Genomic DNA, 23,898 nt, shown 5'->3' on the forward strand with positions numbered 1-23,898 from the left:
CAACGACCGGATTATAGTCCAACGTGAACGTTCACGTACAGGTTGTGCGCTTGCCCGGGCGCAAAGGGGCGCAGCCGCAAAGGCGCGCCAGCAAGATGAGAGAAATGACAAACGCCCGCGTAGGCGGGCGTTTGCGGTACATCAAAGAGCAACGGTGCGCGAGGGGTTAGCCGCCGCGGCGCATCATGTCGAAGAACTCGGAGTTGTTCTTCGTCTGGCGGATCTTGTCGAGCAGGAATTCCATGGCCTCGACTTCGTCCATGTCGTGGATGAACTTGCGCAGCACCCAGATCTTCTGGAGGATGTCCGGCTTGATCAGCAGCTCTTCGCGGCGCGTGCCCGACTTGTTCAGGTTGATCGACGGATAGACGCGCTTTTCCGCGAGACGGCGCTCGAGGTGCACTTCCATGTTGCCGGTGCCCTTGAACTCTTCGTAGATCACGTCGTCCATGCGGCTGCCGGTTTCGATCAGCGCCGTGCCGATGATGGTGAGCGAGCCACCTTCTTCGATATTGCGCGCGGCACCGAAGAAGCGCTTCGGACGCTGCAGCGCGTTGGCGTCCACACCGCCGGTGAGCACCTTGCCCGATGCGGGCACAACGGTGTTGTATGCACGTGCGAGACGCGTGATGGAGTCGAGCAGAATCACGACGTCGTGCTTCATTTCGACGAGGCGCTTGGCCTTCTCGATCACCATTTCGGCCACTTGCACGTGGCGCGCGGCCGGTTCGTCGAAGGTCGAGGCGATCACTTCGCCTGCCACCGAGCGCTGCATTTCGGTCACTTCTTCAGGACGCTCGTCGATCAGCAGCACGAACAGGATGACGTCGGGATGGTTCTGCTTGATCGCATGCGCGATGTGCTGAAGCATCACGGTCTTGCCCGACTTGGGCGAGGCGACCAGCAGGCCGCGCTGACCCTTGCCGATGGGCGCGATCATGTCGATGATGCGGCCGGTCACGTTCTCCTCGCCACGCATCTCGCGCTCGAGCAGCAGCACCTTGTTCGGGTGCAGCGGCGTGAGGTTCTCGAACATGATCTTGTGCTTCGAGGCCTCGGGCGGCTGGCCGTTGACCTTGTCCACCTTGACGAGCGCGAAGTAGCGTTCGCCGTCCTTCGGCGTGCGCACTTCGCCTTCGATCGTGTCGCCGGTGTGCAGGTTGAAGCGGCGGATCTGCGACGGGCTGATGTAGATATCGTCCGTGCTCGCGAGATACGAGGTCTCCGGCGAGCGCAGGAAGCCGAAGCCGTCCGGCAGCACTTCGAGCGTACCGTCGCCGAAGATCGTTTCGCCCGTCTTGGCGCGCTTTTTGAGAATCGCGAACATGAGTTCCTGCTTGCGCAGGCGGTTCGCATTTTCGATCTCGAGGCCATTGGCCATCTCGATCAATTCGGACACGTGCAGAGACTTGAGCTCGGAAAGATGCATACGGAGAACCCGTCGGGGAGGATGCGACGAAAAGAAGTCTGGGGGAAAAGAAGCGAGCGGAACCGCTCAAGGACTTATAAGGGCGCCGGGTAGACGCTTTATGAATTCTAGCATAGCACACGCCGGAAGCCGCCAGTCGAGCCCGGCGGCAAGTTTCGGCATGTTTTTTCGGTGCGTGTTGTCGGTGGACAACACGCACCTTTGATTCGCTGCTCTTTACACTGCCACATCCTGATTCAAAGAATGGATCAATTGGCGTGGCAGGGCAGCGACGCGCTATTTACAGGTGGCTATCCAGGAACGCGGTGAGCTGCGACTTCGAAAGCGCGCCGACCTTTTGCGCTGCGACGGCGCCGTTCTTGAAGAGAATCAGCGTCGGGATGCCGCGCACGCCGAACTTCACCGGCGTCGATTGATGCTCGTCAACGTTGATCTTCGCGACCTGCAGGCGATCGCCATAGTCCTTCGCGACCTCGTCGAGAATCGGCGCGATCATTTTGCAGGGGCCGCACCATTCGGCCCAGAAGTCCAGCAACACGGGCTTGTCGGATTTCACGACGTCCTGTTCGAACGATGCGTCGCTGATGTGCTTGATTTGTTCGCTCATTGTATGAATACCTCTTTCGGATCGAGGCTGACTGAATTGCTCGCCACGATACACCAAAACTCAAAAACTATCCGGGGATGTCAAGGCCTTGCCAGGCGGCACCGGATCCGGTCGCCGAGATCCGGTCGCCGAGGCTGCCAGGGCAACGGTCGACGCCAGTGTAGCCTAAATCCCTATGCGTTGCCGACGGTGATAGTACGCATATCGGCAACAGGGTTTCCCGACGTTTCCAGCCCTGAGCGCATGCCTTTCCATATGCCGCCCCGTGCCGTTTTGACAGCGCTGAACCGGTTTGCCGTTCGCTTTTTGGTCGGCTTGCCAGGCAACGGCACGTGGCGGCATACACTTCACGATGCTGATATGGCGATGCCACGCGCGTTTGCAAGAGCTCGCACACCTGTGCCGCGCGGTCCCGCATCCGCCGCGCCGTCTCGCTTCGCGGCCGTGGCCAGGGGCCTGTTTGAAGACTTTTGCAATGCGGCATTCGCAATGCGGCGCAACCGATGTTAGAATGCGCCGTGACGGGCCTCCTCGCATGGAGGGGCGGTCAACCTGGTCAGGTCGGGAACGAAGCAGCCACAGCCGTTTTCCGCCAGTGCCGAGGGTCAGGCTCGTCACCTTCCGCTTTTTTCTCCCGCTGTTCCTTCTCCCCCTCGTAGTCCCAGGCTCTCGCTGAGTACGCCATTGCCGCGTCGCCGGCTCTCGCGTGCTGCGTGTTTGTCCCGTTGCGCGCGTTTTCGGCATGCATGCGGGCTTTGCGCGTATGCGGATCGTGTGCAGGGAAGCGGGGCGCAGGGCCCCGCGCGAGATGTTTCGAAGCGATGCGGTGGCGGCAGCCCGGCGCGCCCGTGCACAGGGCGCCAGGCGCTTTTCGATTCATCGGAACGCGCGGGCGTTGCTGATACAATTTCCGGATGACCTATCAAGTTCTCGCACGCAAGTGGCGACCGAAGGATTTCGCTTCGCTCGTCGGACAGGAGCACGTGGTGCGCGCGCTCACGCATGCGCTCGACGGCGGGCGCCTCCATCACGCGTACCTCTTCACGGGCACGCGCGGCGTGGGCAAGACAACGCTCTCGCGCATCTTCGCCAAGGCGCTCAATTGCGAGACCGGCGTGACGTCCAAGCCGTGCGGCGTCTGTCGCGCGTGCCGGGAAATCGATGAAGGGCGCTTCGTCGACTATGTCGAGATGGACGCGGCGAGCAATCGCGGCGTCGACGAAATGGCCGCACTGCTCGAGCGCGCGGTCTATGCGCCGGTGGATGCGCGCTTCAAGGTCTACATGATCGACGAAGTGCACATGCTCACGAACCACGCCTTCAACGCGATGCTCAAGACGCTGGAGGAGCCGCCGCCGCACGTCAAGTTCATCCTCGCGACCACCGATCCGCAAAAAATTCCGGTCACGGTGCTGTCGCGCTGTCTGCAGTTCAATCTGAAGCAGATGCCGGCCGCCAATATCGTCGAGCATCTCACGCATGTTCTCGGCGAGGAGAAGGTCGAGTTCGAGCCGCAGGCGCTGCGCCTGCTCGCGCGCGCCGCGGATGGCTCGATGCGCGATGCGCTCTCGCTCACCGACCAGGCCATCGCCTATTCGGCCAATCAGGTGACGGAAGAGGCCGTGCGCGGGATGCTCGGTGCGCTCGACCAGAGCTACCTGATTCGCCTGATCGACGCGCTGGTCGCCGGCGACGGCGCGCAAGTGCTCGCGATCGCCGATGAAATGTCGCTGCGCAGCCTGTCGTTCTCGACCGCGCTGCAGGACCTCGCGAGCCTGTTCCATCGCGTGGCGTGGGCGCAGTTCGCGCCGGCTTCGGTGCTCGACGAATGGCCCGAGGCCGACGATCTGCGCCGCTTCGCCGATCTGCTGAGCGCGGAGCAGGTGCAGCTTTTCTATCAGATCGCGACGCTTGGGCGTAGCGAGCTCGGTCTCGCGCCGGACGAGTACGCGGGCTTTACCATGACGCTGCTGCGCATGCTGGCGTTCGAGCCTTCGGTGAGCGCGGGCAGTGCCGGCAGCGCGCCGGCTTCGAAGCCGGCGGCGGCAGGTTCCGGCGTGCGTGCGGCTGCACCGGCGGTCGCTTCGGCGGCGGGCGTTGCGCCCGCCGAGCGTGTTGTTGCGCGGCCGGTGGCCGCTACGCCGCGCGCTGAACAAACGCAGGTAGAAGCCGCGAGCACGCCACCTCGCGCCGTGTCGGCGGAAGACGCGAAGCAGGGCGCCGCCAACTCATCGCCGCGTCCCGATGTGCATGCCGCGCCCGCGAGCGTTCAAGCCACTGCGGAACCGGCGGCACAGAGCGCTGGGAAAGCCGCGCCTGCAGCGCAAGCGCGCGTCGTGCCGCCTTGGGAAGACGATAGCGCGGCCGCATCGGGCAACGATGCGAAGCCTGAAGCGCAGGCCAAGGCGCAGGTTGCGGCGGCACCGGCTGCTGAGCCCGCTATCGAGACGCCAGCAGCGCCACCTGCGCAATCTGCGACAGATGAGACGCCCGCGATGGAGGCACCTTCGGCTCGCGCCGCCGGTGCCGGCGGCGCGAGCGCGGCGCTCGACGTGCTGCGCAGCAAAGGCATGCGCGTCGCCACGGAACGTGGCCCCCGCGGGGCAGCCAGTACGGCGTCGCCCGCGGCCACCCCGAAGCCCGCCGCGCCGCGCATGGAAGTGAAAGTGCCGACGCCTGACCCCGCGCGTCGAGCCGCGGCCGCGCAAGAAGCTCAGGCGCGCCGGCCCGCGCGGGAGACGAACCCGCAGCAGGACGCATCGGGTGCGCCGCCGTGGGACGACATCCCGCCCGACGATTACGTGCCGCTCGGTGCCGACGACGCTTATTTCTCGTCCGCCGACGAAAGTTTCGCGCCTGCATACGAGAGCGGGTCCGCCGCGCCGCGCGCCGTCGCATCGTCCGCATCGTCGGCACAATCGGCCCCGTCCGCCGCCGTAGTCGACGTGAGCAAGCTGCCGCCGGGCATCCCGCTCGATGCCATCGGCTTCGCGGGCGACTGGCCGGCGCTTGCCGCGACCCTGCCGCTCAAGGGCATCTCGTATCAGCTCGCGTTCAACAGCGAGTTGACCGCGCTCGAAGGCGGCGTGCTCAAGCTCAGCGTGCCGGTGCCGCAGTACGCGGAGACCTCGCAGGTCGCCAAGCTCAAGGCCGCGCTGGCCGAAAGCCTCGGCAAGCCCGTGGAAGTCGACGTAACGGTCGGCCCCGCGCGCCGCACAGCGGCTGCGCTCGACGCCGCTGCGCGCGCCGATCGCCAGCGCGACGCCGAGCGCGAAATTGGCGCCGATCCTTTCGTGCAGCAACTGATTCGCGACTTCGGCGCGAGCATCGTGCCGGGTTCGATCCGGCCGATCGCGCCCGAGGCCGCGCAGGGCGGTAGCCAGACCGCCCATTGAATTGCGCCGCGCGGTGCTCCGGGCGCCGCGGGTGCGATCGAATCACTTACGAATCACACATGATCCAGAAGGAGCAGTGAAATGTTGAAAGGTCAACTCGCCGGGCTCATGAAGCAAGCCCAGCAGATGCAGGAAAACATGAAGAAGATGCAGGAGCAGCTTGCCCAGATCGAAGTCGAGGGTCAGGCGGGCGCCGGTCTCGTCAAGGTGACGATGACGTGCCGCAACGACGTGCGCCGCGTATCGATCGATCCGAGCCTGCTCGCCGACGACAAGGACATGCTCGAAGACCTCGTCGCCGCTGCGTTCAACGACGCCGTGCGCAAGGCCGAAGCCACGTCGCAGGAAAAGATGGGCGGCATGACCGCCGGTCTGCCGCTGCCGCCGGGCTTCAAGATGCCGTTTTAAGTGAGGCGCGCCGCGCGGCCCGATGGCTGCGCGCAGCCTCGTGCGCGGCGGCCTTCCAGATTCTGCAAGGCTGCCGCGCATGGTTCCGATGTCAGGCACGCTTGAGCGCGCGCGGTATGTGCGCGCATGTTTTGCGCTATCCGGCCACGTTCGGCCGCGCGCTGCCACGCTCGACTATGCATTGCCACGCTGAATCCGCATGAAACAACCTTCCGCCCTGTCGGCGCTCGTCGAGGCGCTGCGCGTGTTGCCCGGCGTCGGGCCGAAGTCGGCGCAGCGCATGGCCTATCACCTGATGCAGCACGATCGCGACGGCGCAGAAAAGCTCGGCCGCGCGCTGCTGTTCGCGACCGACCACCTGAAGCATTGCGAGAAGTGCAACACCTTCACCGAAGCTCAGGTATGCGAAACATGTCTCGACGAAGAGCGCGATCCCACGCTCCTGTGCGTGGTCGAGACGCCCGCCGACCAGATCATGCTCGAGCAGACCATGACCTGGCGCGGACTGTATTTCGTGCTGATGGGCCATCTGAGTCCGCTCGACGGAATCGGCCCGAAAGAGATTCATTTCGACCGCCTCGTGAAGCGCGCCTCGGACGGCGTCGTCAAGGAAGTCGTGCTCGCAACCAACTTCACGAATGAAGGCGAGGCAACCGCGCATTACCTCGGCCAGGCGCTCAAGGCACGCGGCCTCGCCGTCACGCGCCTCGCGCGCGGCGTGCCGGTGGGCGGCGAGCTGGAATACGTCGACGCGGGCACCATCGCGCGCGCGATGCTCGACCGCCGCTCGATGTAGCTCCAGCCCCGCGCCGCATGGCGGCGGCGAGCGCGTGGCCGCTAGAGATCGACACGCAAGACGCGCGCCTTGTCGCGCAGCTTCGAAGAACATGAAAGGAGACCCATGAACGCAGCCCCTTTCCCTGAATCCGGCACGAAAACCGGCACGGCCGGCCCGCTCGCGGGCGTGAAGGTGCTCGAGCTCGGCACGCTGATTGCGGGCCCGTTTGCGGCGCGCTTTCTCGGCGAGTTCGGCGCCGAGGTCATCAAGATCGAAGACCCCAAGGGCGGCGACCCGTTGCGCAAGTGGCGCAAGCTCTATCCCGAAGTGGGCGGCACCTCGCTCTGGTGGGCGGTGCAGGCGCGCAACAAGAAGTCGGTGACCGTCAATCTCAAGGCCGAAGAAGGCAAGGAGATCGTGCGGCGTCTCGCGAAAGAGGCCGACATCGTCATCGAGAACTTCCGGCCCGGCCTGCTCGAAAAGCTCGGGCTCGGCTATGACGTGCTCTCGAAGGAGAACCCCGGGCTCGTGATGGTGCGGCTCTCGGGCTATGGCCAGACCGGCCCGTATCGCGACCGTCCGGGCTTCGGCGCCATTGCCGAGTCGATGGGCGGCCTGCGCCACATCACCGGCTATCCCGAGCTGCCGCCGCCGCGCATCGGCATTTCGATCGGCGACTCGATTGCGGCGCTGCACGGCGTGATCGGCGCGATGATGGCGCTCCATCATCGCAACATGAACGGCGGCAGCGGCCAGATCGTCGACGTCGCGCTCTACGAGGCCGTGTTCAACATGATGGAGAGCGTGGTGCCCGAGTACGGCGTCTATGGCATGGTGCGCGAGCGCACCGGCGCCTCGCTGCCGGGCATCGTGCCGTCGAACACCTATCCGTGCCGTGACGGCAGCATCGTGATCGGCGGCAACAGCGACCCGATCTTCAAGCGTCTCATGTCGGCGATCGAGCGCGACGATCTCGCCAACGATCCGGGCCTCGCGCACAACGATGGCCGCGTGCCGCGCACCGCCGAGATCGACGGCGCCATCGCGGCGTGGCTTTCCACGCGTACCATCGACGAGGCGCTCGACGTGCTCAACGCCGCCGACGTGCCCGTGGGCCGCATCTACACGGCGGCCGACATGTTCGCCGATCCGCAGTTCGCCGCGCGCCAGATGATCCAGCAGTTCCGCTGGCAGAAGAAAGATGCGCAGGAGGGCGAAGGCGTCGATATCGCGCTGCCCGCGGTCACGCCCAAGCTCTCGGCGACGCCCGGCGACACGCGCTGGCTCGGCCCCGAACTGGGCGAGCATACCGACGAAGTCTTGCAGGCGCTCGGCTACGATGCGGAGCGCATCGCACAGTTGCGCGCGCAACAAATCGTCTAATGGCACGCATGTTCTCATCGCAGTGAAAACGTAAAAAGGCTCGCGCGCTGCGAGCCTTTTTCATGTCTACGCACGGGCGATGCCGCGCGCCGCTCAGGGCTCGATCACGATCTTGCCCGTCACCTTGCGCGAGGCCATGTCCATGAGCGCTTGCGCGGTATCGGCGAGCTTGTAGCGCTTCGAGACATAGGGCTTGAGCTTGCCTTCGCCAATCCAGCCCATCATCTCTGCGAACGCCGCCGCGTTGTGCTGTGGCTCGCGGCGCGCGAAATCGCCCCAAAACACGCCGACAATGCTCGCGCCCTTGAGCAGCGTAAGGTTCAGCGGCAGCTTCGGGATTTCGCCGTTGGCGAAGCCGACCACGAGATAGCGCCCGCGCCAGCCGATGCTGCGGAACGCCGGTTCGGCATAGATGCCGCCGACGGGGTCGTAGATCACGTCGGGGCCCTTGCCGTCGGTGAGCACCTTGACGCGCTCGCGCAGGTCTTCGGTGCTGTAGTTGATGGTCGCGTCGGCGCCGAAGCGGCGGCAGACCTCGAGCTTTTCGTCGCTCGACGCAGCCGCGATCACGCGCGCGCCGAGCACCTTGCCGATCTCGACCGCCGCCAGACCCACGCCGCCCGCCGCGCCGAGCACGAGCATGGTCTCGCCGGCACGCAGCGCGCCACGGTCCACCACGGCGTGGTGCGAGGTGCCGTAAGCGAGCGTGAAGGCGGCCGCGGTGGCGAGGTCTGCGCCGTCGGGCAGCGGCACGCACGCGCCGGCATCGGCAAGCGCCTGCTCCGCGAACCCGCCATTGCCCACATAGGCGACCACGCGCGTGCCGGGCGTGAGCTTCACGCCAGCACCGACGGCGCGCACGATGCCCGCGACTTCGGCGCCGGGCGTGAAGGGCAGCGGCGGCTTGACCTGATACTTGTTCTCGATGATCAGGACGTCCGGAAAATTGACTGCGGCCGCCTTCACGTCGATCACAACCTGACCCGCGCCGGGCACGAGCTCGGGCAGGTCTTCGAGCGTGAGCGTCTCAGGTGGGCCGTACTGGTTGCAGCGGATTGCGCGCATCGTGTCTCCTGTTTTCCTGGTAGGTCGGTCATGGGTTCGGCACAGCGTCACAGTGTACGGCAATCCGGCGATATGCGAACGATCGTGCGTTTATTATTGTGGATCGGTGACGAATCCGGCACGCATCGGGCAGAAAGGGCGTGCGGCAAGCGCATGCAAAGGATGCGAAAAAGAGGCCTAAAGCGCCACGAAAAGCGCTGTGCGCGAGATCCCCGGCGCACGTCGGAATGCGCCGCACATGGGCATGCGCGCGGCGGCGCGGCGTGCACCGGCCTGTCGTTCGCCTGCCTTGTTTCCTCGGTTACAATCGGCGGATGCGAATCCTACTCAGCAACGACGACGGTTATCTCGCGCCCGGCCTTGCCGCGCTCTACGAAGCGCTCAAGCCGCTCGGCGAGGTCACGGTGATGGCGCCCGAGCAGAACTGTAGCGCCGCTTCGAACTCGCTCACGCTGTGGCGCCCGCTCTCGGTGCTGCGCTCGGCGAGCACGGGCTTCTACTACGTCAACGGCACGCCCACCGACTCGGTGCATATCGCGCTCACGGGCATGCTCGATCAAAAGCCCGATCTCGTGGTGTCCGGCATCAACAACGGCCAGAACATGGGCGAGGACACACTCTATTCGGGCACGGTTGCTGCGGCCACCGAAGGCATCATGTTCGGCGTGCCGGCCATTGCGTTTTCGCTCGTCGACAAAGACTGGGTGCACCTCGACTCCGCTGCACGCGTGGCGGCCGACATCGTCGCGCATTATCTCGCGCATCCGTTGCCGGGCAGCCCGCTGCTCAACGTCAACATTCCGAATCTGCCGTACGACGAGTTTGGCGAATGGCGCGTCACGCGCCTCGGCAAACGCCATCCCTCGCAGCCCGTGATCCGCGAGACCAATCCGCGCGGCGAGCCGATCTACTGGATCGGCCCCGCCGGCAGCGCGCGCGACGCGAGCGAGGGCACGGATTTCCATGCGGTGTCGCACGGCCACGTGTCGATTACGCCGCTGCAACTCGACCTGACGCATACGCAGATGTTGCCAGAGACGCACGATTGGGCGCGTCAGGGCGGCAGCGCTTCATGACGGGCGAGCGCACGAAGCGTTTCCCGCTCGGCCTTGCCGATCTCGTGCGCGAGCCGCGACGCCACGACGGCCAGGATCGTCACGACACTCGCCTCGGCGAGGCGCGCGCGCCGCTTGGGCGCGCGGGCCAGCCCGCTGCATCGAAGCGCGCGCCCAACCCCGTAGCGAAAGCGGCGCCCGTGAAAAGCCCGGGCGTGAAAGGGGCGGCCGGCGCGGCCGGCTCCACCGCATCCGGCACGCATGTCGCGGGCAAGGCGGGTGGTATTCAAGCCGCAAAAGCGCCCGGCACGCTGCACGCCGCGGCGGCGCCGCTGCGCAAGTCCGATGCGCGCCGCAGCGACCCGGCGCTGCGCTCCACCTCGTCTTTTTCCGCTGCGGCAACGCCCGCGCCCAAGGGCGCCCAGGCGCGCGGCGCCGGCAATGCCCGCGTGGGCGTGGCGCCGAGCTCGGGCGCGCCGGGCGTCGCGCTGAACGGCGCGCACGCACTGACTTCGGAACGGGTTCGCGAACGCATGGTCGAACGCCTGCGTGCAAACGGCATTGCCGATCCGCGCGTGCTCCAGGCGCTCGCGGGTGTGCCGCGCCACATGTTCGTCGACCCCGGCCTCGCGACCCAGGCCTACGAAGATGCGGCGCTGCCGATCGGTCATCACCAGACCATCTCGAAGCCCTCGGTCGTCGCCCGCATGCTCGAACTCGCGGGCGCGGGGCGCAACCTCGAGCGCGTGCTCGAAATCGGCACGGGCTGCGGCTACCAGGCCGCCGTGCTGAGCCGGATTGCACGCGACGTGTATTCGATTGAACGCATCAAGCCGTTATACGAGCGCGCGAAGACGAACCTGCGCCCGCTGCGCATCCCGAACATCCGCTTGCACTACGGCGACGGACGGCTCGGCTTGCCATCGGCGGCGCCGTTCGACGCGATCGTGATCGCCGCCGCCGGCTTCGAGGTGCCGCAGGCGCTGCTCGAGCAGCTCGCCATCGGCGGACGGCTCGTCGCGCCGGTCGCCGAGCAGGATGAAGCGACCCAGGTGCTCACGCTCGTCGAGCGCACGGGGCCGGCGCAGTGGCGGGAGTCGCGGCTTGATCGCGTTTTCTTTGTCCCCTTAAAATCCGGAGTAATTTGAAACCGATGAGTATGTTGCGCGCGATGCAAAGAAAACGCTTGAATATCGACCTGACCGCGGCCCGTAACGGTGCTTCGGTCATCGCGCTCTGCCTGCTGACGGCCTGCGCGACGCGCCTCGACAACGCGCCTGTCGTAGACCGCACGGCGCCGCTCGGGGCCGCGGGCGCACAGCCGGCAGTGCCGCTCGGACCGCCGCCTCCGGGATACTACCGGGTGAAGCCGGGCGACACTCTCTATAGGATTGCGCTCGAAAACGGTCAGAACTTCCGCGATATCTCCGCGTGGAACAATCTCACCAACCCGAATCAGATCGAGGTGGATCAGTTGCTGCGCGTGGTGCCGCCGGGTGCGAGCAATGGCGTGAATACGCCGGGTGTCGTCGCCGTGCCGGCGCCGGGATCGCAGGCAGCAATGCCGCCGATGTACGGTTCGGGCGCGAGCGCGACGTCGGTGCCGCCGGTTGCAGCCGTGCCGCCACAGGCGAGCGGCGGCGACATGGCCGCAGCGCCCGGCAGCCTTGCGCTCGCGTGGCCGGTGCGCGGACCGGTGCTCAACAGCTTCGACGATTCGAAGAACAAGGGCATCAATATCGGCGGCGCAACGGGCGAGGCGGTCAAGGCGGCGGGTGATGGGCGGGTGGTTTATGCCGGAAATGGGCTGCGCGGTTACGGCAATCTCATTATCATCAAGCATGACGCCACGTTTTTGACAGCGTACGCACACAACCGGGCTTTGATGGTAAAAGAGGGAGATGCGGTCACGAAGGGTCAGAAAATCGCCGAGATGGGCAACACTGACTCGGACCGCGTGATGCTGCATTTCGAAGTACGCCGCCAGGGCAAGCCCGTCGACCCACTGAAGTACTTGCCGCCGCAATAATGCGAGCCGACCATGCCGAAATCGAAGCGCCGTCTGCAGCAGTCCGAGTCTGACAGTCAAGCCGCCCAGGTTTCGGTGGAGGACGGCGCTCGGCAGGGCGACGACGAAGAACTCGAAAACGCACGCGAGTTCGACGAGCGCGAGTCCGCGTCCGAAGAGGGCGGCCGCGAAACCGAAGAACCCGCGGAAGCGCCGTCCGACGCGGACGACTTCCGCGCGATCTTGCAGGCCGAGCTCACGGCCGACACCATCCAGCATTATCTGAACCGGATCAGTGTGAAGCCGCTGCTCACCGTCGAGGAGGAGCAGCGCTATTCGCGGCTCGCCAAGGCCGGCGAGTTCGAGGCGCGGCAAGTCATGATCGAGCGCAATCTGCGTCTCGTCGTCAGCATTGCGAAGGGCTATCTGAACCGTGGCGTGCCGCTGCTCGACCTGATCGAGGAAGGCAACCTCGGTCTGATGCATGCGATCGAGAAATTCGATCCCACGCGCGGTTTCCGCTTTTCGACCTATGCCACCTGGTGGATCCGCCAGAGCATCGAGCGGGCGATCATGAACCAGGCGCGCACGGTGCGCCTGCCGGTCCACGTGATCCGCGAGCTCAACCAGGTGCTGCGCGCCAAGCGCCATCTGGAGAAGAATTCGCTGAACGCCGACTCGGCCTCCGACCGGCGCGATGCGAGCATCGACGACATCGCCTATCTCACGGGCAAGACGACCGAGGAGGTCACCGACATACTCGCGCTCAACGAGCACACCGCGTCGCTCGATGCGCCGCTCGACCTCGATCCGGCGAGCAGCCTGCTCGATCTCCTGTCCGACGACCAGAGCCAGTCGCCCGACGCCGAAGTGCAGCACCGAGAGCTTGAGACGCTCACGCGCGCGTGGCTTGGCCGGCTCTCGGACAAGCATCGCCATGTCATCGAACGGCGCTTCGGCCTGAACCATATCGAGCCCGCCACACTCGAAGAGCTGGCCGACGAAATGGGCCTCACCCGCGAGCGCGTGCGGCAGATCCAGCAGGAAGCGCTGGTGCGCCTCAAGCGCTTTTTCGCCTCGAACGGCGTGCGCAAGGACGCCGTTCTATAAAACCTCGCTGCTCTTCTTTGCAGTTCACCTGAATGACAGTTCCTGTACTCGTATTCGACATCGAGACGATTCCCGATGTCGACGGCATTCGCCGTCTCGAAGATCTGCCCGCCTCGCTCACTGACGCCGAAGTGGCTGAGCACGCGTTCGCCGCGCGCCGCGAGAAAACCGGCAGCGATTTCCTGCCGCATCACCTGCAGCGCGTGGCCGCGATTTCGTGCGTGTTCCGCGATGGCCAGGGTTTTCGCGTGCGCTCGCTCGGCACGCCCGAGGACGGTGAAGCCAAGCTGATCGATTCGTTCTACCGCACCATCGAGAAGTACACGCCGCAGCTCGTCTCGTGGAACGGCGGCGGCTTCGACCTGCCGGTGCTGCACTATCGGGCGCTGGTGCACGGCATTCGCGCCGTGCGCTACTGGGAAATGGGCGAAGAGGACCGCGACTTCAAGTGGAACAACTACATCAGCCGTTACCACTCGCGCCACACCGACCTGATGGATCTGCTCGCGATGTATCAGGCGCGCGCCAACGCGCCGCTCGACGCGCTCGCGAAGCTGTGCGGCTTTCCCGGCAAGCTCGGGATGGACGGCGGCCAGGTGTGGACGGCGTTCCAGCAGGGCCGCATCGAGGAAATCCGCAACTACTGCGAAACCGACGTGGTCAACACGTATCTGCTCTATTGCCGCTTCCAGAAGATGCGCGGAGGCTTCACCGAGCGCGAATACGACGATGAGATCGAGTTCGTGAAGCAGTCGCTCGCGGCCGAGCCCGCGTCGCACTGGAAGGAATATCTGGAGGCGTTCGGCAAGTGAGTGCGAAGGCGGGGCGGCGGCCGCATGTGCGCCTGCGCACGCGTGGCCTCAGTCCAGCTCCAGCACGATCGGCTGATGATCGGAGGCCTGCGTGGCGCCGTCGATCTCGCAGCGCTTGAGCCGACCGCGCAAGTCCTCGGTCACAAACACGAAGTCGCAGGCTAACGGCCCGTCGGACCATTGCTCCGTATCGTAGACACCTGCCGTGGGCGGCGGCGTCGCGCCGGGATGCAGCGTCGTCCAGGCATCGATGAAAGCTGGACTGCCCGCGAGCGGCTCGAGCATCCGCGCATAAGCCGCGCTGCCGAAAGCGCTGTTGAAATCTCCGCAGACGATCGCGCTCGCCGGCCGCGCGGTCCGTGCGAACGGTCCTTCGGCATTTTCAGCGGGGGCAGGGTGCGCCGCGTGGGCGGCGGCTTCCTGTTGCAGTTGCCGCAGCGCATCGACCTGCGCGAGCCGCTGGCGCTCGGAATAGAACTCCAGATGCGTCACGAGCACGCGCAACGCGCCGCTCGACGACGTTGCGCCGGAGATGTCGAGCACCGCTTCGAGCGCAACACGCTGCATCGATGGCGCGGTTGGCTCGGCGGGCCAGGGCAGCAGATGACGGAACACCTGAGCGACGGGCAGACGCGTGGCGATTGCATTGCCGAACTGCCGGCGCGGCGCGCGTCCCATGGCCGGCCCGCCCGGCGCAGCGGCCGGATCGGCACACGCAGCGCCAGCCAGATCGGCCCCGATCGCCTCGATCACCGTGAAGCCGGGCAGCAGCGCGGCCAGCTCGGCGAACTGATCGTCGCCGGGGCCGCCAGGCAGTGCGCGAAACCCCCGGGTGATCTCCTGCAGGCACAGGACGTCGAAGTCGGCGAGGCCGCGTGCTTCGCTTACGGTGCGCGCGAGGTCCACGACACCCGAGGCATCGCGCCCCCACTGCACGTTCCAGCTGACGAGTCTCATGACGTGCTCCGGCTCTCGCAAGATTGAGCGGCCGATGGCGCCGGCCTCCGGAGCGGCTCCGCGAGAGCGGGCCGCGAGCGGGTTATCGACGCATTACCGCGTAGTCGGATGAATGATAGGTCAGGGCCGGCCCGGCCGCGGCGCGCACCACCGCCAGATCGCACTTGGCGCGCGTTGTCGCCGCTACGGCACGCTGCTTGAAATACACGGCGAAGGGCACGTCGCCATATTTGCCGAGCGCATACTGGAAGCATTCGTTGCCGTTTTCGCCCAGCACCCGGTCGGGTGGGCCGATGCGTTTCATGACGTCGTTTTGCGTCATGCCCTGGGTGATGGAGGAAATCGTAACGTCCGGCGCGGGAGTCGGCGACGAGCAGGCGCTCACACCGATAACGGCTGCGACAAGCGTCGCATAAAACAGTTTGTTCATGGCAAATCTGAAGATCATGGTGGGTGCGCTATCTGTACGTCCTCGGCGCGAAGCTTCCAATCGGACTCGTCCCAATTAATGCTCGAGGGAAAATCCAAAGGCCGTCCAGCGCGTTCACAGCGCGACGCACGATGAACTGGATGACGCGTGGGCGTGCCGGTCATTCGAAGAAAAAGCGCACGACAAGGTAGAGGAGGCCGATCATCAGCACAGGGCTACCCAACATGGCCGCGGCGACGAGATACGCGTCGCGTTGCGCGGCGGCGCGGCGAGGCAGCGCTTCCAGGAAGGGTGCGAGCAAGAGGACCGCCGCGCAAAGCATGGCGAGAGCGATCGCAAAACCGTAAGCGGAGATGAGCGTGTCCATGATGTCGGGTCTCGGGCGTCGGCCTCAAATGGCACGTCGCTGAAACCATCGTACGGACGGGTGCTCGCATCGAATATCGGACGAGTTTGAAAGTGCAGGGGGGCGAATGCCCCGGATCCGCCGGCATCGCGATGCGCTCGAGCGCCGGCGCACGTGGCCCGGCATACGTAGGGGAGCCGACGCCGAATCGACTACAATCTCGCCTTCGCCTGAAAAATTCACCCCACTGTCTGTCAGGAACCCGCTGGTGTCCCAAGCTGCCCCCGACCCTCAAGCCGAAACTGGCCGTGCCGAAACTGGCCGTGCCGAAACCGTCCACGCCGAGTCAGCCACCGCGGCGCCCACGCCCGCGAAAAAGCTCAGCAAGCGCGAGCGCCGCGCCGAGAAGCGCGCCGCCGTGGAAGCATCGGTTGCTCATGCCCCGATTCTGGAAATCGAGTCCCTCGACATGGAGGCGCGGGGCGTAGGCCGCACCGTCACCGAAACGGGCGAGCCCGGCAAAGTGATTTTCGTCGAGGGCGCGTTGCCGGGCGAACGCGTCACCTATTTGAGCTATCGCAAGAAGCCGAGCTTCGAGCAGGCTCAGGTCGTGAGCGTGCTGCGCGAGAGCGCGATCCGCACGCGACCGAAGTGCGCGTATTTCGGCACCTGTGGCGGCTGCTCGATGCAGCATCTGGACGTGCGCGCCCAGATCGCGGTCAAGCAGCGCGTGCTGGAAGACAATCTCATGCATCTCTCGAAGGTGCGTGCGGAAACGATGTTCCGGCCGATCCATGGCCCGTCGTGGGGCTATCGCTATCGCGCGCGTCTGACCGTGCGCAATGTGCCGAAGAAGGGCGGCGTGCTGGTGGGCTTCCACGAACGCAAGAGCAGCTACGTCGCCGACATGACGAGCTGCGAGGTCTTGCCGCCCGAGGTGTCGGCCATGCTCGTGCCGCTGCGCCGGCTGGTCGAGGCGCTGTCGATTTGCGAGCGCATGCCGCAGATCGAGCTCGCCGTCGGGGCGAGCGTGACGGCGCTCGTGCTGCGCATTCTCGAGCCGCTCACCGCGGCCGACGAAGACTTGCTGCGCGCCTTTGCCGATGAGCACAACGTGCAGTTCTGGCTGCAGCCGAAGGGCCCGGACACGGTGTTCCCGTTCTATCCGCTCGACAAGGCGCTCGACTATACGCTGCCCGAGTTCAATATCCGCATGCCGTTCAAGCCGACGGATTTCACCCAGGTCAATCATCAGATCAACCGCGTGCTCGTGGGCCGCGCGCTGCGTTTGCTCGCGCCCGAGCCGGGCGACCGCGTGCTCGACCTGTTCTGTGGCATCGGCAACTTCACGCTGCCGCTCGCGCGGCTCGCGCGCGAGGTGGTGGGCATCGAGGGCAGCGACACGCTGACGGGGCGTGCGCTCGAGAACGCGCGCGCCAACGGCGTGGACGGCCATACGTCGTTCGCGTGCCGCAACCTGTTTGAAGTCACCGCCGACGACATTCGCGCGCTCGGCCATTTCGACAAGTTCCTCGTCGATCCGCCGCGCGAAGGCGCCCTCGCGGTGTCGCAGGCGCTGGCCGAGATCGCGAAGAGCGGGGAAGGTCCGTTGCCCACGCGCATCGTCTACGTGTCGTGCAGTCCGGCGACGCTCGCCCGCGACGCGGGCGTGCTCGTGAACGAAGCCGGCTACCGGCTCAAGGGCGCGGGTGTGGTCAACATGTTCCCGCACACCTCGCACGTCGAGTCGATCGCGCTGTTCGAGCGCGACTGAACGAAGGCGGCGTGCCTCGCGCGCGCCGCAGATTACCCTGCCCGCTCGATGTCGGCAAAAAAAATCGCCACGGATCTCCGTGGCGATTTTTTTTAACGGGCCGAAGCGGCGATCACCAGATCTGCCACCAGGACTTGTTCTCCTTGCCGGGGCGTGCGTGGCCCGTGATGTACGGGCTGTCCGGGAAGGTGGCGGCGAGCACGCGGCGGGTGTCGTCGGCCATTTGCGGCTGATCCAGCTTCTGATACGAAAGAATCATGATGTGCAGTGCGTCTTCGATCGCCGGCGCGCTCTTGTAGTCCTGAATCGCGAGCTGCGCGCGGTTGATCGCGGCCACATAGGCACCGCGACGGTAGTAGTAGTCGGCGGCGTGCACTTCGTGCGAGGCGAGCGCGTTCACGATGTAGCGCATGCGTTGCGCAGCGTCGGGCGCGTACTTGCTCTGCGGGTACTTGTCCACGACGACCTTGAACGCGTCATACGACTCGCGCAGCGATTTCGGATCGCGCTCGCTCATGTCCTGGCCGGAGAAGCGGCCGAACAGACCGAGGTCGTCGTTGAAGTGGATCATGCCCTTCAGGTAATACGCGTAGGCAATGTCAGGATGATCCGGGTGCAGCTGGATGAAGCGGTTGATCGCCTGGTCGGCGGCGTCGTTCTCGTTATCCTTCCAGTTGCAGTAGGCGACGTTGATCTGCGCCTGCTGGGCGAAGTGGCCGAACGGGTCGCGGCCCTCGAGCTGCTCGAAGTATTTCGCGCACTTGCCCCAGTCGCCGCCGGAGAGCGCGTCCTGGGCCTCCGTATATAATTTGTTGTTGTTCCACGCTGCCGTTTCGTCGGTTTTTTCCGGCAGGCCGTGACAGGCCGCAACCGCCGCGAGTGCGGCGCCGCAAGCGGCAATGCGAACAACGTTGCCAATCTTGCCGAGTGTCAGCGCTCGTGCCGCGCGCATTGCGTTTCGGGCCACTGCATTTTTGGCCAGTTTCGTAATCGTGTTCAAGGCTCGCATTTATCCAGTCCAGCTACAGGTCCACAGGTGACCCAGACTCAATGACCCGTTCAGTTATTCCGGGGGCCGGCGCTCCCGGCGCCCAAAACAGCATCAGCGATTATAGCCTGGGCGAAGTGCCCGATGACGCAGGCGCAAGCGATGCGCTCGATGACGACCTCATTGGCGAGGCGAGCGCCGCCGCGTCGGGCGGTGCGCCGCGCACGCGACGTGCCCGGCAAGAGCAGGAAGCCCGTCGCGCCGAGGTGCCCGACGAGCTTGCTGGCGAGCGCCTCGACAAGGTGCTCGCCAAAGTCTTTCCCGAATTTTCGCGTAACCGCCTGCAAGGCTGGATCGAGGCGCAGCGCGTGCATGTCGACGGCAAGCCCGCCAAGGTGCGCCAGCCGGTGCCGCTCGGCGCCGTTATCGAGCTCGTGCCCGACCTGCTGCCCGAGCAGCTCGCGTTCACACCCGAACCGGTGCCGCTCGACGTCATCTACGAAGACGACGCCATCGTCGTCATCAACAAGCCCGCCGGGCTCGTCGTGCATCCGGCCGCCGGCAACTGGAGCGGCACGATTCTCAACGGCCTGCTGCATCGCTACGGCGAGGCGGCGGCGGGCCTGCCGCGCGCGGGCATCGTGCACCGGCTCGACAAGGAGACCTCCGGGCTGATGGTGGTCGCGCGCACGCTCGAAGCGCAAACCGATCTCGTGCGCCAGTTGCAGGCGCGCACCGTGAAGCGCCGCTATCTCGCGCTCGTCTGGGGCAACGTGCCCGATGAGGGCACGATCGACGCGCCCATCGGCCGCGACTCGCGCGAGCGCACGCGCATGGCGGTCGTGAAGGGCGCCTCGGGCAAGCCCGCGCGTACCCACTTCAGGCGCGTCGACAAGACCCTCTGGCATAACCAGCCCGTGAGCGCCATTCATTGCGACCTGGAGACGGGGCGCACGCATCAGATCCGCGTGCATTGCGCGGCCATCGGCCATCCGCTGCTCGGCGACCCCGTCTACGGCCACGCGCGCGGTAAGCGCTCGGTCGCGGCGCTGCCCGACGGCTTCGCGCGGCAGGCGCTGCATGCCTGGCGTCTTGGCCTGATCCATCCGGTTACGGGCCGCGCGATGCAGTGGCGCGCCGAGGTTCCCGACGACATGGATGCGCTCATCGCCGCGCTCGGCTTCGGCGGCAAGGATGAGGAAGAGCACGGCTTCGACGACGAGGTCTTCGATAGCGCGTACACGGACGAGGGCTACGTCATCGGCAGTGACGAAGACGACTACGACGAAGACGACGAAGACGACGACCAGGACGAAGGCGAAGAGGACCAACACGCATGACGACCTGCCCCGAACTGACTTCTGCCGATCTGCTGCACCCGGACTGGAGTGTGTCGCCGCGCGTGCGCGCGATCGTGACGACGCGCAACGGCGGCGTGAGCGCGCCGCCATTCGGCCGCTGGCAGGCGGACGCTGCGCACCCGGTGCAAGAAGGCGGCGTGGAGTTGCCTTGCGGCCTGAACCTCGGCCGTCTGTCCGGCGACGATCTCGAGCACGTCGAGGCCAATCGCGCGCGCTTGCTCGCCTATGCGGGCGTGCCGGCTGCGTGGCTTAAGCAGGTCCACGGGCCTGTGGTGGTGGACGCGGTCGCCGCGCTCGAGGCCGCACGCGCGGGCACGCTGCTCGAAGCCGACGCGAGCGTGACGGACCAGCCCGGCATCGCCTGCACGGTGATGGTCGCCGACTGCATGCCCGTGCTGCTCTGCGACGCCGCCGGCCGGGCCGTTGGCGCCGCGCACGCGGGATGGCGGGGCCTCGCTGCAGGCGTCATCGAGAAAACCGCCCAACGCGTAGCCGAACTCGCGGGCTGTGCCGCGAGCGAGTTGCACGCGTACCTCGGACCAGCGATTGGCCCGCAGGCCTTCGAAGTGGGTGAGGACGTGCGAGAGGCGTTCATGCATCACGCGCAGATGGTCGGCGGCGCGCAACGCGATGCGCTGCTCGCCGACACGGCCGCCGCGTTTGTGCCGCGCCCCGCAGCGAGCGGTGCCCCGGCGCCCGGGAGCCCGGCGCCCGTCAGCCTGGCGCCCGGCAAATATCTCGCCGACCTCGGCAAGCTTGCGCGTTTGCGTCTTGCCGAGATTGGCGTGACGCATGTGAGCGGCGGCGCAATGTGCACGTTCACGGATCGCGAACGCTTCTACTCGTATCGCCGCGAGCGCGTGACGGGGCGCATGGCCGCGCTCATCTGGATCGCGCCCTGATCGTCTGTTTGCGCCGTTTCGGCACTGCAAACGCTGATTTCAAGGTTCGGCGCGCGGTGTTTTGCTGCGCTGCAGCGTCGGTGCGAGGCGCGGTGTTTCATGCCATGCGAATCGAATCGACGATTTGCGCGTTGCACTGCAAGCACTTGCGCGCATGGCGCTTTTTTTCAGGCTGTCATGCGCCGCACATTGTGTCGGCCAATTTAAGGATGGCTTACATCGGGAAAACGATAATGAAAAAAATATCGCAGTGCGGCAAAATCGGGCACAAGCATTGACACGCTTTGCAGTGGGGAGCAAGAATGTCCTTCACCCACGGGACAGGACGCGACAAGGCACACGCTAGCAACAGTGCGCCGCGCGCGGACCACCTGCCTCTCAACCAGTCCTCCGGGACACATCGGTCAAAAGCAGGCATGACGGCATCTCAACGTTCCTCGACAACCCCGGGCGCGGGCGCTTCAACCGACGGTGCACAGTCTTTCATTCCGAAATTCACACCGGACGCCGCTGGCATGCAACAGATGCTCGATGCGTGGACGCAGGCATGGCGCAACGCCATGAATGCTGCGCAGCAATCGGGCGTGCAGCATTGGGGCCAGGCGGCGGGGCAACCCGGCGCGTTCTGGCCGGGCACGGCAAACGGTGCCGCCAATGCTGCGTCCAATCCCGCTCAGGCGGCGTTCAATGCCGCGATGAATCCTGCCGCGATGAGCTCGGCCTTCGGCGCGTTCGAGGCGTTCAAGCTTCCAGCGGCCTTGATCGAGCCCTCGCGGCTGCAGCATCTGCAGGCCGATTATTCGCGTGAGGCACTCGACCTTTTGCGCGAGGCGGCCACTGCTTCCCCCAAGGCACCCGAGCTCAAGGACCGCCGCTTCAGCGCGGACGCATGGAAGGCCACGCCGGCCTATGCGTTCACGGCGGCGTGGTATCTGCTCAACGCGCGTTATCTGCACGAATTGGTCGACGCTATCGACACCGATGCAAAAACGCGCGAGCGCATCCGCTTCGCGGTCCAGCAATGGACGGCGGCCGCGTCCCCCAGCAATTTCCTCGCGCTCAATCCCGAGGCGCAGCATGCGTTGCTGGAGAGTCATGGCGAGAGCCTGCGCCAGGGCGTGATGAATCTGCTCGGCGACATGTCGCGCGGCAAGATCTCGCAAACCGACGAGTCGCGCTTCGTGGTGGGGCACAACCTCGCGACCACCGAAGGCTCGGTGGTATTCGAGAACGCGCTGTTTCAGCTTATCCAGTACAAGCCGACCACAGCGACCGTGCGCGAGCGGCCGCTCCTGATCGTGCCGCCGTGCATCAACAAGTACTACATCCTCGACCTGCAGCCCGAGAATTCGCTCGTCGCGTACGCGCTGGAGCAAGGCCAGCAGGTGTTCCTCGTTTCCTGGCACAACGGCGACGCGTCGATTGTCCATAAGGGCTGGGACGACTACGTCGAGGAAGGCGTGCTGACCGCCATCGAGACGGTGCGCAGCATCAGTGGGCGCGAGCAGATCAACACGCTCGGCTTCTGCGTGGGCGGCACGCTGCTTGCCACGGCGCTGGCCGTCGCGGCCGCGCGCGGCGAGCATCCCGCTTCGTCGATGACGCTCCTCACGGCCATGCTCGACTTCTCCGACACGGGCGTGCTCGACGTGTTCATCGACGAGACGCACGTGCAAATGCGCGAGCAGACCATTGGCGGCAAGAATGGCGGGACGCCGGGCTTGATGCGCGGCGTCGAGTTCGCGAACACGTTCTCGTTCCTGCGCCCGAATGATCTGGTCTGGAACTACGTCGTCGATAACTACTTGAAGGGCCGCACGCCCGCGGCGTTCGATCTGCTCTACTGGAACAGCGACTCGACGAGCCTGCCGGGCCCGATGTATGCGTGGTATCTGCGCCATACCTACCTCGAGAACAAGCTGCGCGAGCCGGGCGCGCTCACCGTGTGCGGCGAGGAGGTGGACCTCTCGCGCATCGACGTGCCCACCTTCATCTACGGCTCGCGCGAGGACCATATCGTGCCGTGGCGCTCCGCCTATGCATCGGTGCCGCTGCTTTCGGGGCCGCTCAAGTTCGTGCTGGGCGCGTCGGGGCATATCGCCGGCGTGATCAATCCGGCATCGAAGAACAAGCGCAGCTACTGGAGTGTCGAAGCCGATGCGAAGCATCTGCCCGAGGAGGCCGACGACTGGTTCGCCGATGCCGCGGAAAAGCCGGGCAGCTGGTGGCCGACCTGGGCCGAGTGGCTCGACCAGTTCGGCGGCAAGAAGGTGAAGCCGCGCGCGCAGGCGGGCTCGGCGGAGTTTCCCGAGATCGAATCTGCGCCTGGGCGCTACGTGCAGCAGCGCGACTGAAGCGGGTCGGATCGGCTTGAAGCGCACGCCGCGGATTGGGTGGCGATGCGTAGTGCAAGGTTTTTAACGTGACGGGAATGGGAGTCTCGCAACTTCCCGCTGCCCGGAGGAACTGAAAATGACGGATATCGTGATCGTTTCGGCTGCGCGTACCGCGGTCGGCAAATTCGGCGGAACGCTTGCGAAGATTGCAGCGCCCGATCTGGGCGCGCTGGTCATCAAGGCCGCGCTGGAGCGCGCGGGCGTGAAGCCCGAGCAGGTGAGCGACGTGATCATGGGGCAGGTGCTGACCGCGGGTTCGGGCCAGAACGTTGCGCGTCAGGCGTCGATCAAGGCGGGGCTGCCTGCGGCGGTGCCGGCGATGACCATCAACAAGGTGTGCGGCTCGGGCCTGAAGGCCGTGATGCTCGCGGCCAACGCGATCATCGCAGGCGACTCGGATATCGTCGTGGCCGGCGGCCAGGAGAACATGAGCGCGGCGCCGCATGTGCTGCCGGGCTCGCGCGACGGCTTCCGCATGGGCGATGCGAAGCTCATCGACAGCATGATCGTCGACGGCCTGTGGGACGTCTATAACCAGTACCACATGGGCGTGACCGCGGAAAACGTGGCGAAGGAATACGGCATCACGCGCGAAGAACAGGATGCGTTTGCGGCGCTCTCGCAGAACAAGGCAGAAGCCGCGCAGAAGGCGGGCCGCTTCGACGCGGAAATCGTGCCGGTGGAGATTCCGCAG

General features: G+C 65.7%; 21 protein-coding genes and 1 other RNA gene. 15 read left to right on the top strand and 7 right to left on the bottom strand.

Annotation, left to right across the window (positions count from 1 at the left end; translation table 11 throughout):
* Positions 1-166: 166 nt before the first annotated feature.
* Together rho and trxA are read right to left on the bottom strand one after the other, a co-directional pair.
* On the bottom strand, positions 167-1,429 hold the full coding sequence (rho, locus tag EYW47_RS06355) for a transcription termination factor Rho (protein WP_133194006.1): 1,263 nt from the start codon (positions 1,427-1,429) through the stop codon (positions 167-169).
* 280 nt (positions 1,430-1,709) lie between these two features.
* Positions 1,710-2,036 (bottom strand): thioredoxin TrxA, encoded by a 327-nt coding sequence (trxA, locus tag EYW47_RS06360; RefSeq protein WP_027818380.1) that lies wholly within the window; start codon positions 2,034-2,036, stop codon positions 1,710-1,712.
* Positions 2,037-2,556: 520 nt separating this feature from the next.
* Between trxA and ffs the strand changes: the two genes are divergently transcribed.
* The 5 genes from ffs (at position 2,557) to EYW47_RS06385 (ending at position 8,000) form a co-directional block, all read left to right on the top strand.
* Positions 2,557-2,655: signal recognition particle sRNA small type (gene ffs, locus EYW47_RS06365), an RNA gene on the top strand.
* A 295-nt stretch (positions 2,656-2,950) separates the two neighbouring features.
* On the top strand, positions 2,951-5,431 hold the full coding sequence (locus tag EYW47_RS06370) for a DNA polymerase III subunit gamma/tau (protein WP_133194007.1): 2,481 nt from the start codon (positions 2,951-2,953) through the stop codon (positions 5,429-5,431).
* Between the two features lie 81 nt (positions 5,432-5,512).
* Positions 5,513-5,839 (top strand): YbaB/EbfC family nucleoid-associated protein, encoded by a 327-nt coding sequence (locus EYW47_RS06375; protein WP_028204938.1) that lies wholly within the window; start codon positions 5,513-5,515, stop codon positions 5,837-5,839.
* Positions 5,840-6,038: 199 nt separating this feature from the next.
* Entirely contained in the window at positions 6,039-6,635 is a 597-nt protein-coding gene (recR, locus tag EYW47_RS06380; protein ID WP_133194008.1) for a recombination mediator RecR, read from the top strand.
* A gap of 105 nt (positions 6,636-6,740) precedes the next feature.
* Positions 6,741-8,000, top strand: coding sequence for a CaiB/BaiF CoA transferase family protein (locus tag EYW47_RS06385; protein WP_133194009.1), 1,260 nt, complete (start codon positions 6,741-6,743; stop codon positions 7,998-8,000).
* Between the two features lie 93 nt (positions 8,001-8,093).
* Here the strand turns inward: EYW47_RS06385 and EYW47_RS06390 are convergent, their stop codons facing one another.
* Entirely contained in the window at positions 8,094-9,065 is a 972-nt protein-coding gene (locus tag EYW47_RS06390; RefSeq protein WP_133194010.1) for an NADPH:quinone oxidoreductase family protein, read from the bottom strand.
* A 314-nt stretch (positions 9,066-9,379) separates the two neighbouring features.
* On the opposite strand from EYW47_RS06390, the gene surE reads away from it, so the two are divergent.
* The 5 genes from surE to EYW47_RS06415 are packed head-to-tail and all read left to right on the top strand — an operon-like array spanning position 9,380 to position 14,050.
* Positions 9,380-10,141: a 5'/3'-nucleotidase SurE gene (gene surE, locus EYW47_RS06395; protein WP_133194011.1), complete on the top strand. Its 762-nt coding sequence runs from the start codon at positions 9,380-9,382 to the stop codon at positions 10,139-10,141.
* Entirely contained in the window at positions 10,138-11,268 is a 1,131-nt protein-coding gene (locus tag EYW47_RS06400) for a protein-L-isoaspartate(D-aspartate) O-methyltransferase (protein WP_133194012.1), read from the top strand. Before surE ends, EYW47_RS06400 begins: the two co-directional genes overlap by 4 nt.
* 5 nt (positions 11,269-11,273) lie before the next feature.
* On the top strand, positions 11,274-12,149 hold the full coding sequence (locus EYW47_RS06405; RefSeq protein WP_133194013.1) for a peptidoglycan DD-metalloendopeptidase family protein: 876 nt from the start codon (positions 11,274-11,276) through the stop codon (positions 12,147-12,149).
* 12 nt (positions 12,150-12,161) lie between these two features.
* Positions 12,162-13,238: an RNA polymerase sigma factor RpoS gene (gene rpoS / locus EYW47_RS06410; RefSeq protein WP_133194014.1), complete on the top strand. Its 1,077-nt coding sequence runs from the start codon at positions 12,162-12,164 to the stop codon at positions 13,236-13,238.
* A gap of 32 nt (positions 13,239-13,270) precedes the next feature.
* Entirely contained in the window at positions 13,271-14,050 is a 780-nt protein-coding gene (locus EYW47_RS06415) for a 3'-5' exonuclease (RefSeq protein ID WP_133194015.1), read from the top strand.
* 48 nt (positions 14,051-14,098) lie between these two features.
* Here EYW47_RS06415 and EYW47_RS06420 read toward each other — a convergent pair whose 3' ends face one another.
* From EYW47_RS06420 to EYW47_RS06430, 3 genes are all read right to left on the bottom strand, one after another.
* Positions 14,099-15,007: an endonuclease/exonuclease/phosphatase family protein gene (locus EYW47_RS06420; RefSeq protein WP_133194016.1), complete on the bottom strand. Its 909-nt coding sequence runs from the start codon at positions 15,005-15,007 to the stop codon at positions 14,099-14,101.
* 82 nt (positions 15,008-15,089) lie between these two features.
* Positions 15,090-15,437, bottom strand: a complete 348-nt coding sequence (locus tag EYW47_RS06425; protein WP_133194017.1) for a hypothetical protein — start codon at positions 15,435-15,437, stop codon at positions 15,090-15,092.
* Between the two features lie 160 nt (positions 15,438-15,597).
* Positions 15,598-15,804 (bottom strand): hypothetical protein, encoded by a 207-nt coding sequence (locus EYW47_RS06430; protein WP_133194018.1) that lies wholly within the window; start codon positions 15,802-15,804, stop codon positions 15,598-15,600.
* 448 nt (positions 15,805-16,252) lie between these two features.
* Here EYW47_RS06430 and rlmD point away from each other — a divergent pair, with 448 nt between their 5' ends.
* The gene (gene rlmD, locus EYW47_RS06435) at positions 16,253-17,557 is read left to right on the top strand and encodes a 23S rRNA (uracil(1939)-C(5))-methyltransferase RlmD (RefSeq protein ID WP_240763589.1); all 1,305 of its coding nucleotides are present in this window, start codon (positions 16,253-16,255) and stop codon (positions 17,555-17,557) included.
* Positions 17,558-17,669: 112 nt separating this feature from the next.
* On the opposite strand, the gene EYW47_RS06440 is transcribed toward rlmD, so the two are convergent.
* The gene (locus tag EYW47_RS06440) at positions 17,670-18,509 is read right to left on the bottom strand and encodes an outer membrane protein assembly factor BamD (RefSeq protein ID WP_377784875.1); all 840 of its coding nucleotides are present in this window, start codon (positions 18,507-18,509) and stop codon (positions 17,670-17,672) included.
* Between the two features lie 98 nt (positions 18,510-18,607).
* Between EYW47_RS06440 and EYW47_RS06445 the strand changes: the two genes are divergently transcribed.
* The 4 genes from EYW47_RS06445 to EYW47_RS41725 all read left to right on the top strand — a co-directional run.
* Positions 18,608-19,885, top strand: coding sequence for an RluA family pseudouridine synthase (locus EYW47_RS06445; protein ID WP_133194020.1), 1,278 nt, complete (start codon positions 18,608-18,610; stop codon positions 19,883-19,885).
* A complete protein-coding gene (gene pgeF / locus EYW47_RS06450) occupies positions 19,882-20,808 on the top strand; it encodes a peptidoglycan editing factor PgeF (RefSeq protein WP_133194021.1) in 927 nt (308 codons plus the stop codon). The genes EYW47_RS06445 and pgeF overlap by 4 nt, the downstream gene beginning before the upstream one ends.
* Positions 20,809-21,224: 416 nt before the next feature.
* Positions 21,225-23,162: a class I poly(R)-hydroxyalkanoic acid synthase gene (phaC, locus tag EYW47_RS06455; RefSeq protein ID WP_165976505.1), complete on the top strand. Its 1,938-nt coding sequence runs from the start codon at positions 21,225-21,227 to the stop codon at positions 23,160-23,162.
* Positions 23,163-23,280: 118 nt separating this feature from the next.
* On the top strand, positions 23,281-23,898 hold a 618-nt coding region (locus EYW47_RS41725), incomplete at its 3' end, for a thiolase family protein (RefSeq protein ID WP_276322933.1).

Source organism: Paraburkholderia silviterrae, assembly GCF_004353915.1.
GTDB classification, from domain to species: Bacteria; Pseudomonadota; Gammaproteobacteria; order Burkholderiales; family Burkholderiaceae; genus Paraburkholderia; species Paraburkholderia silviterrae.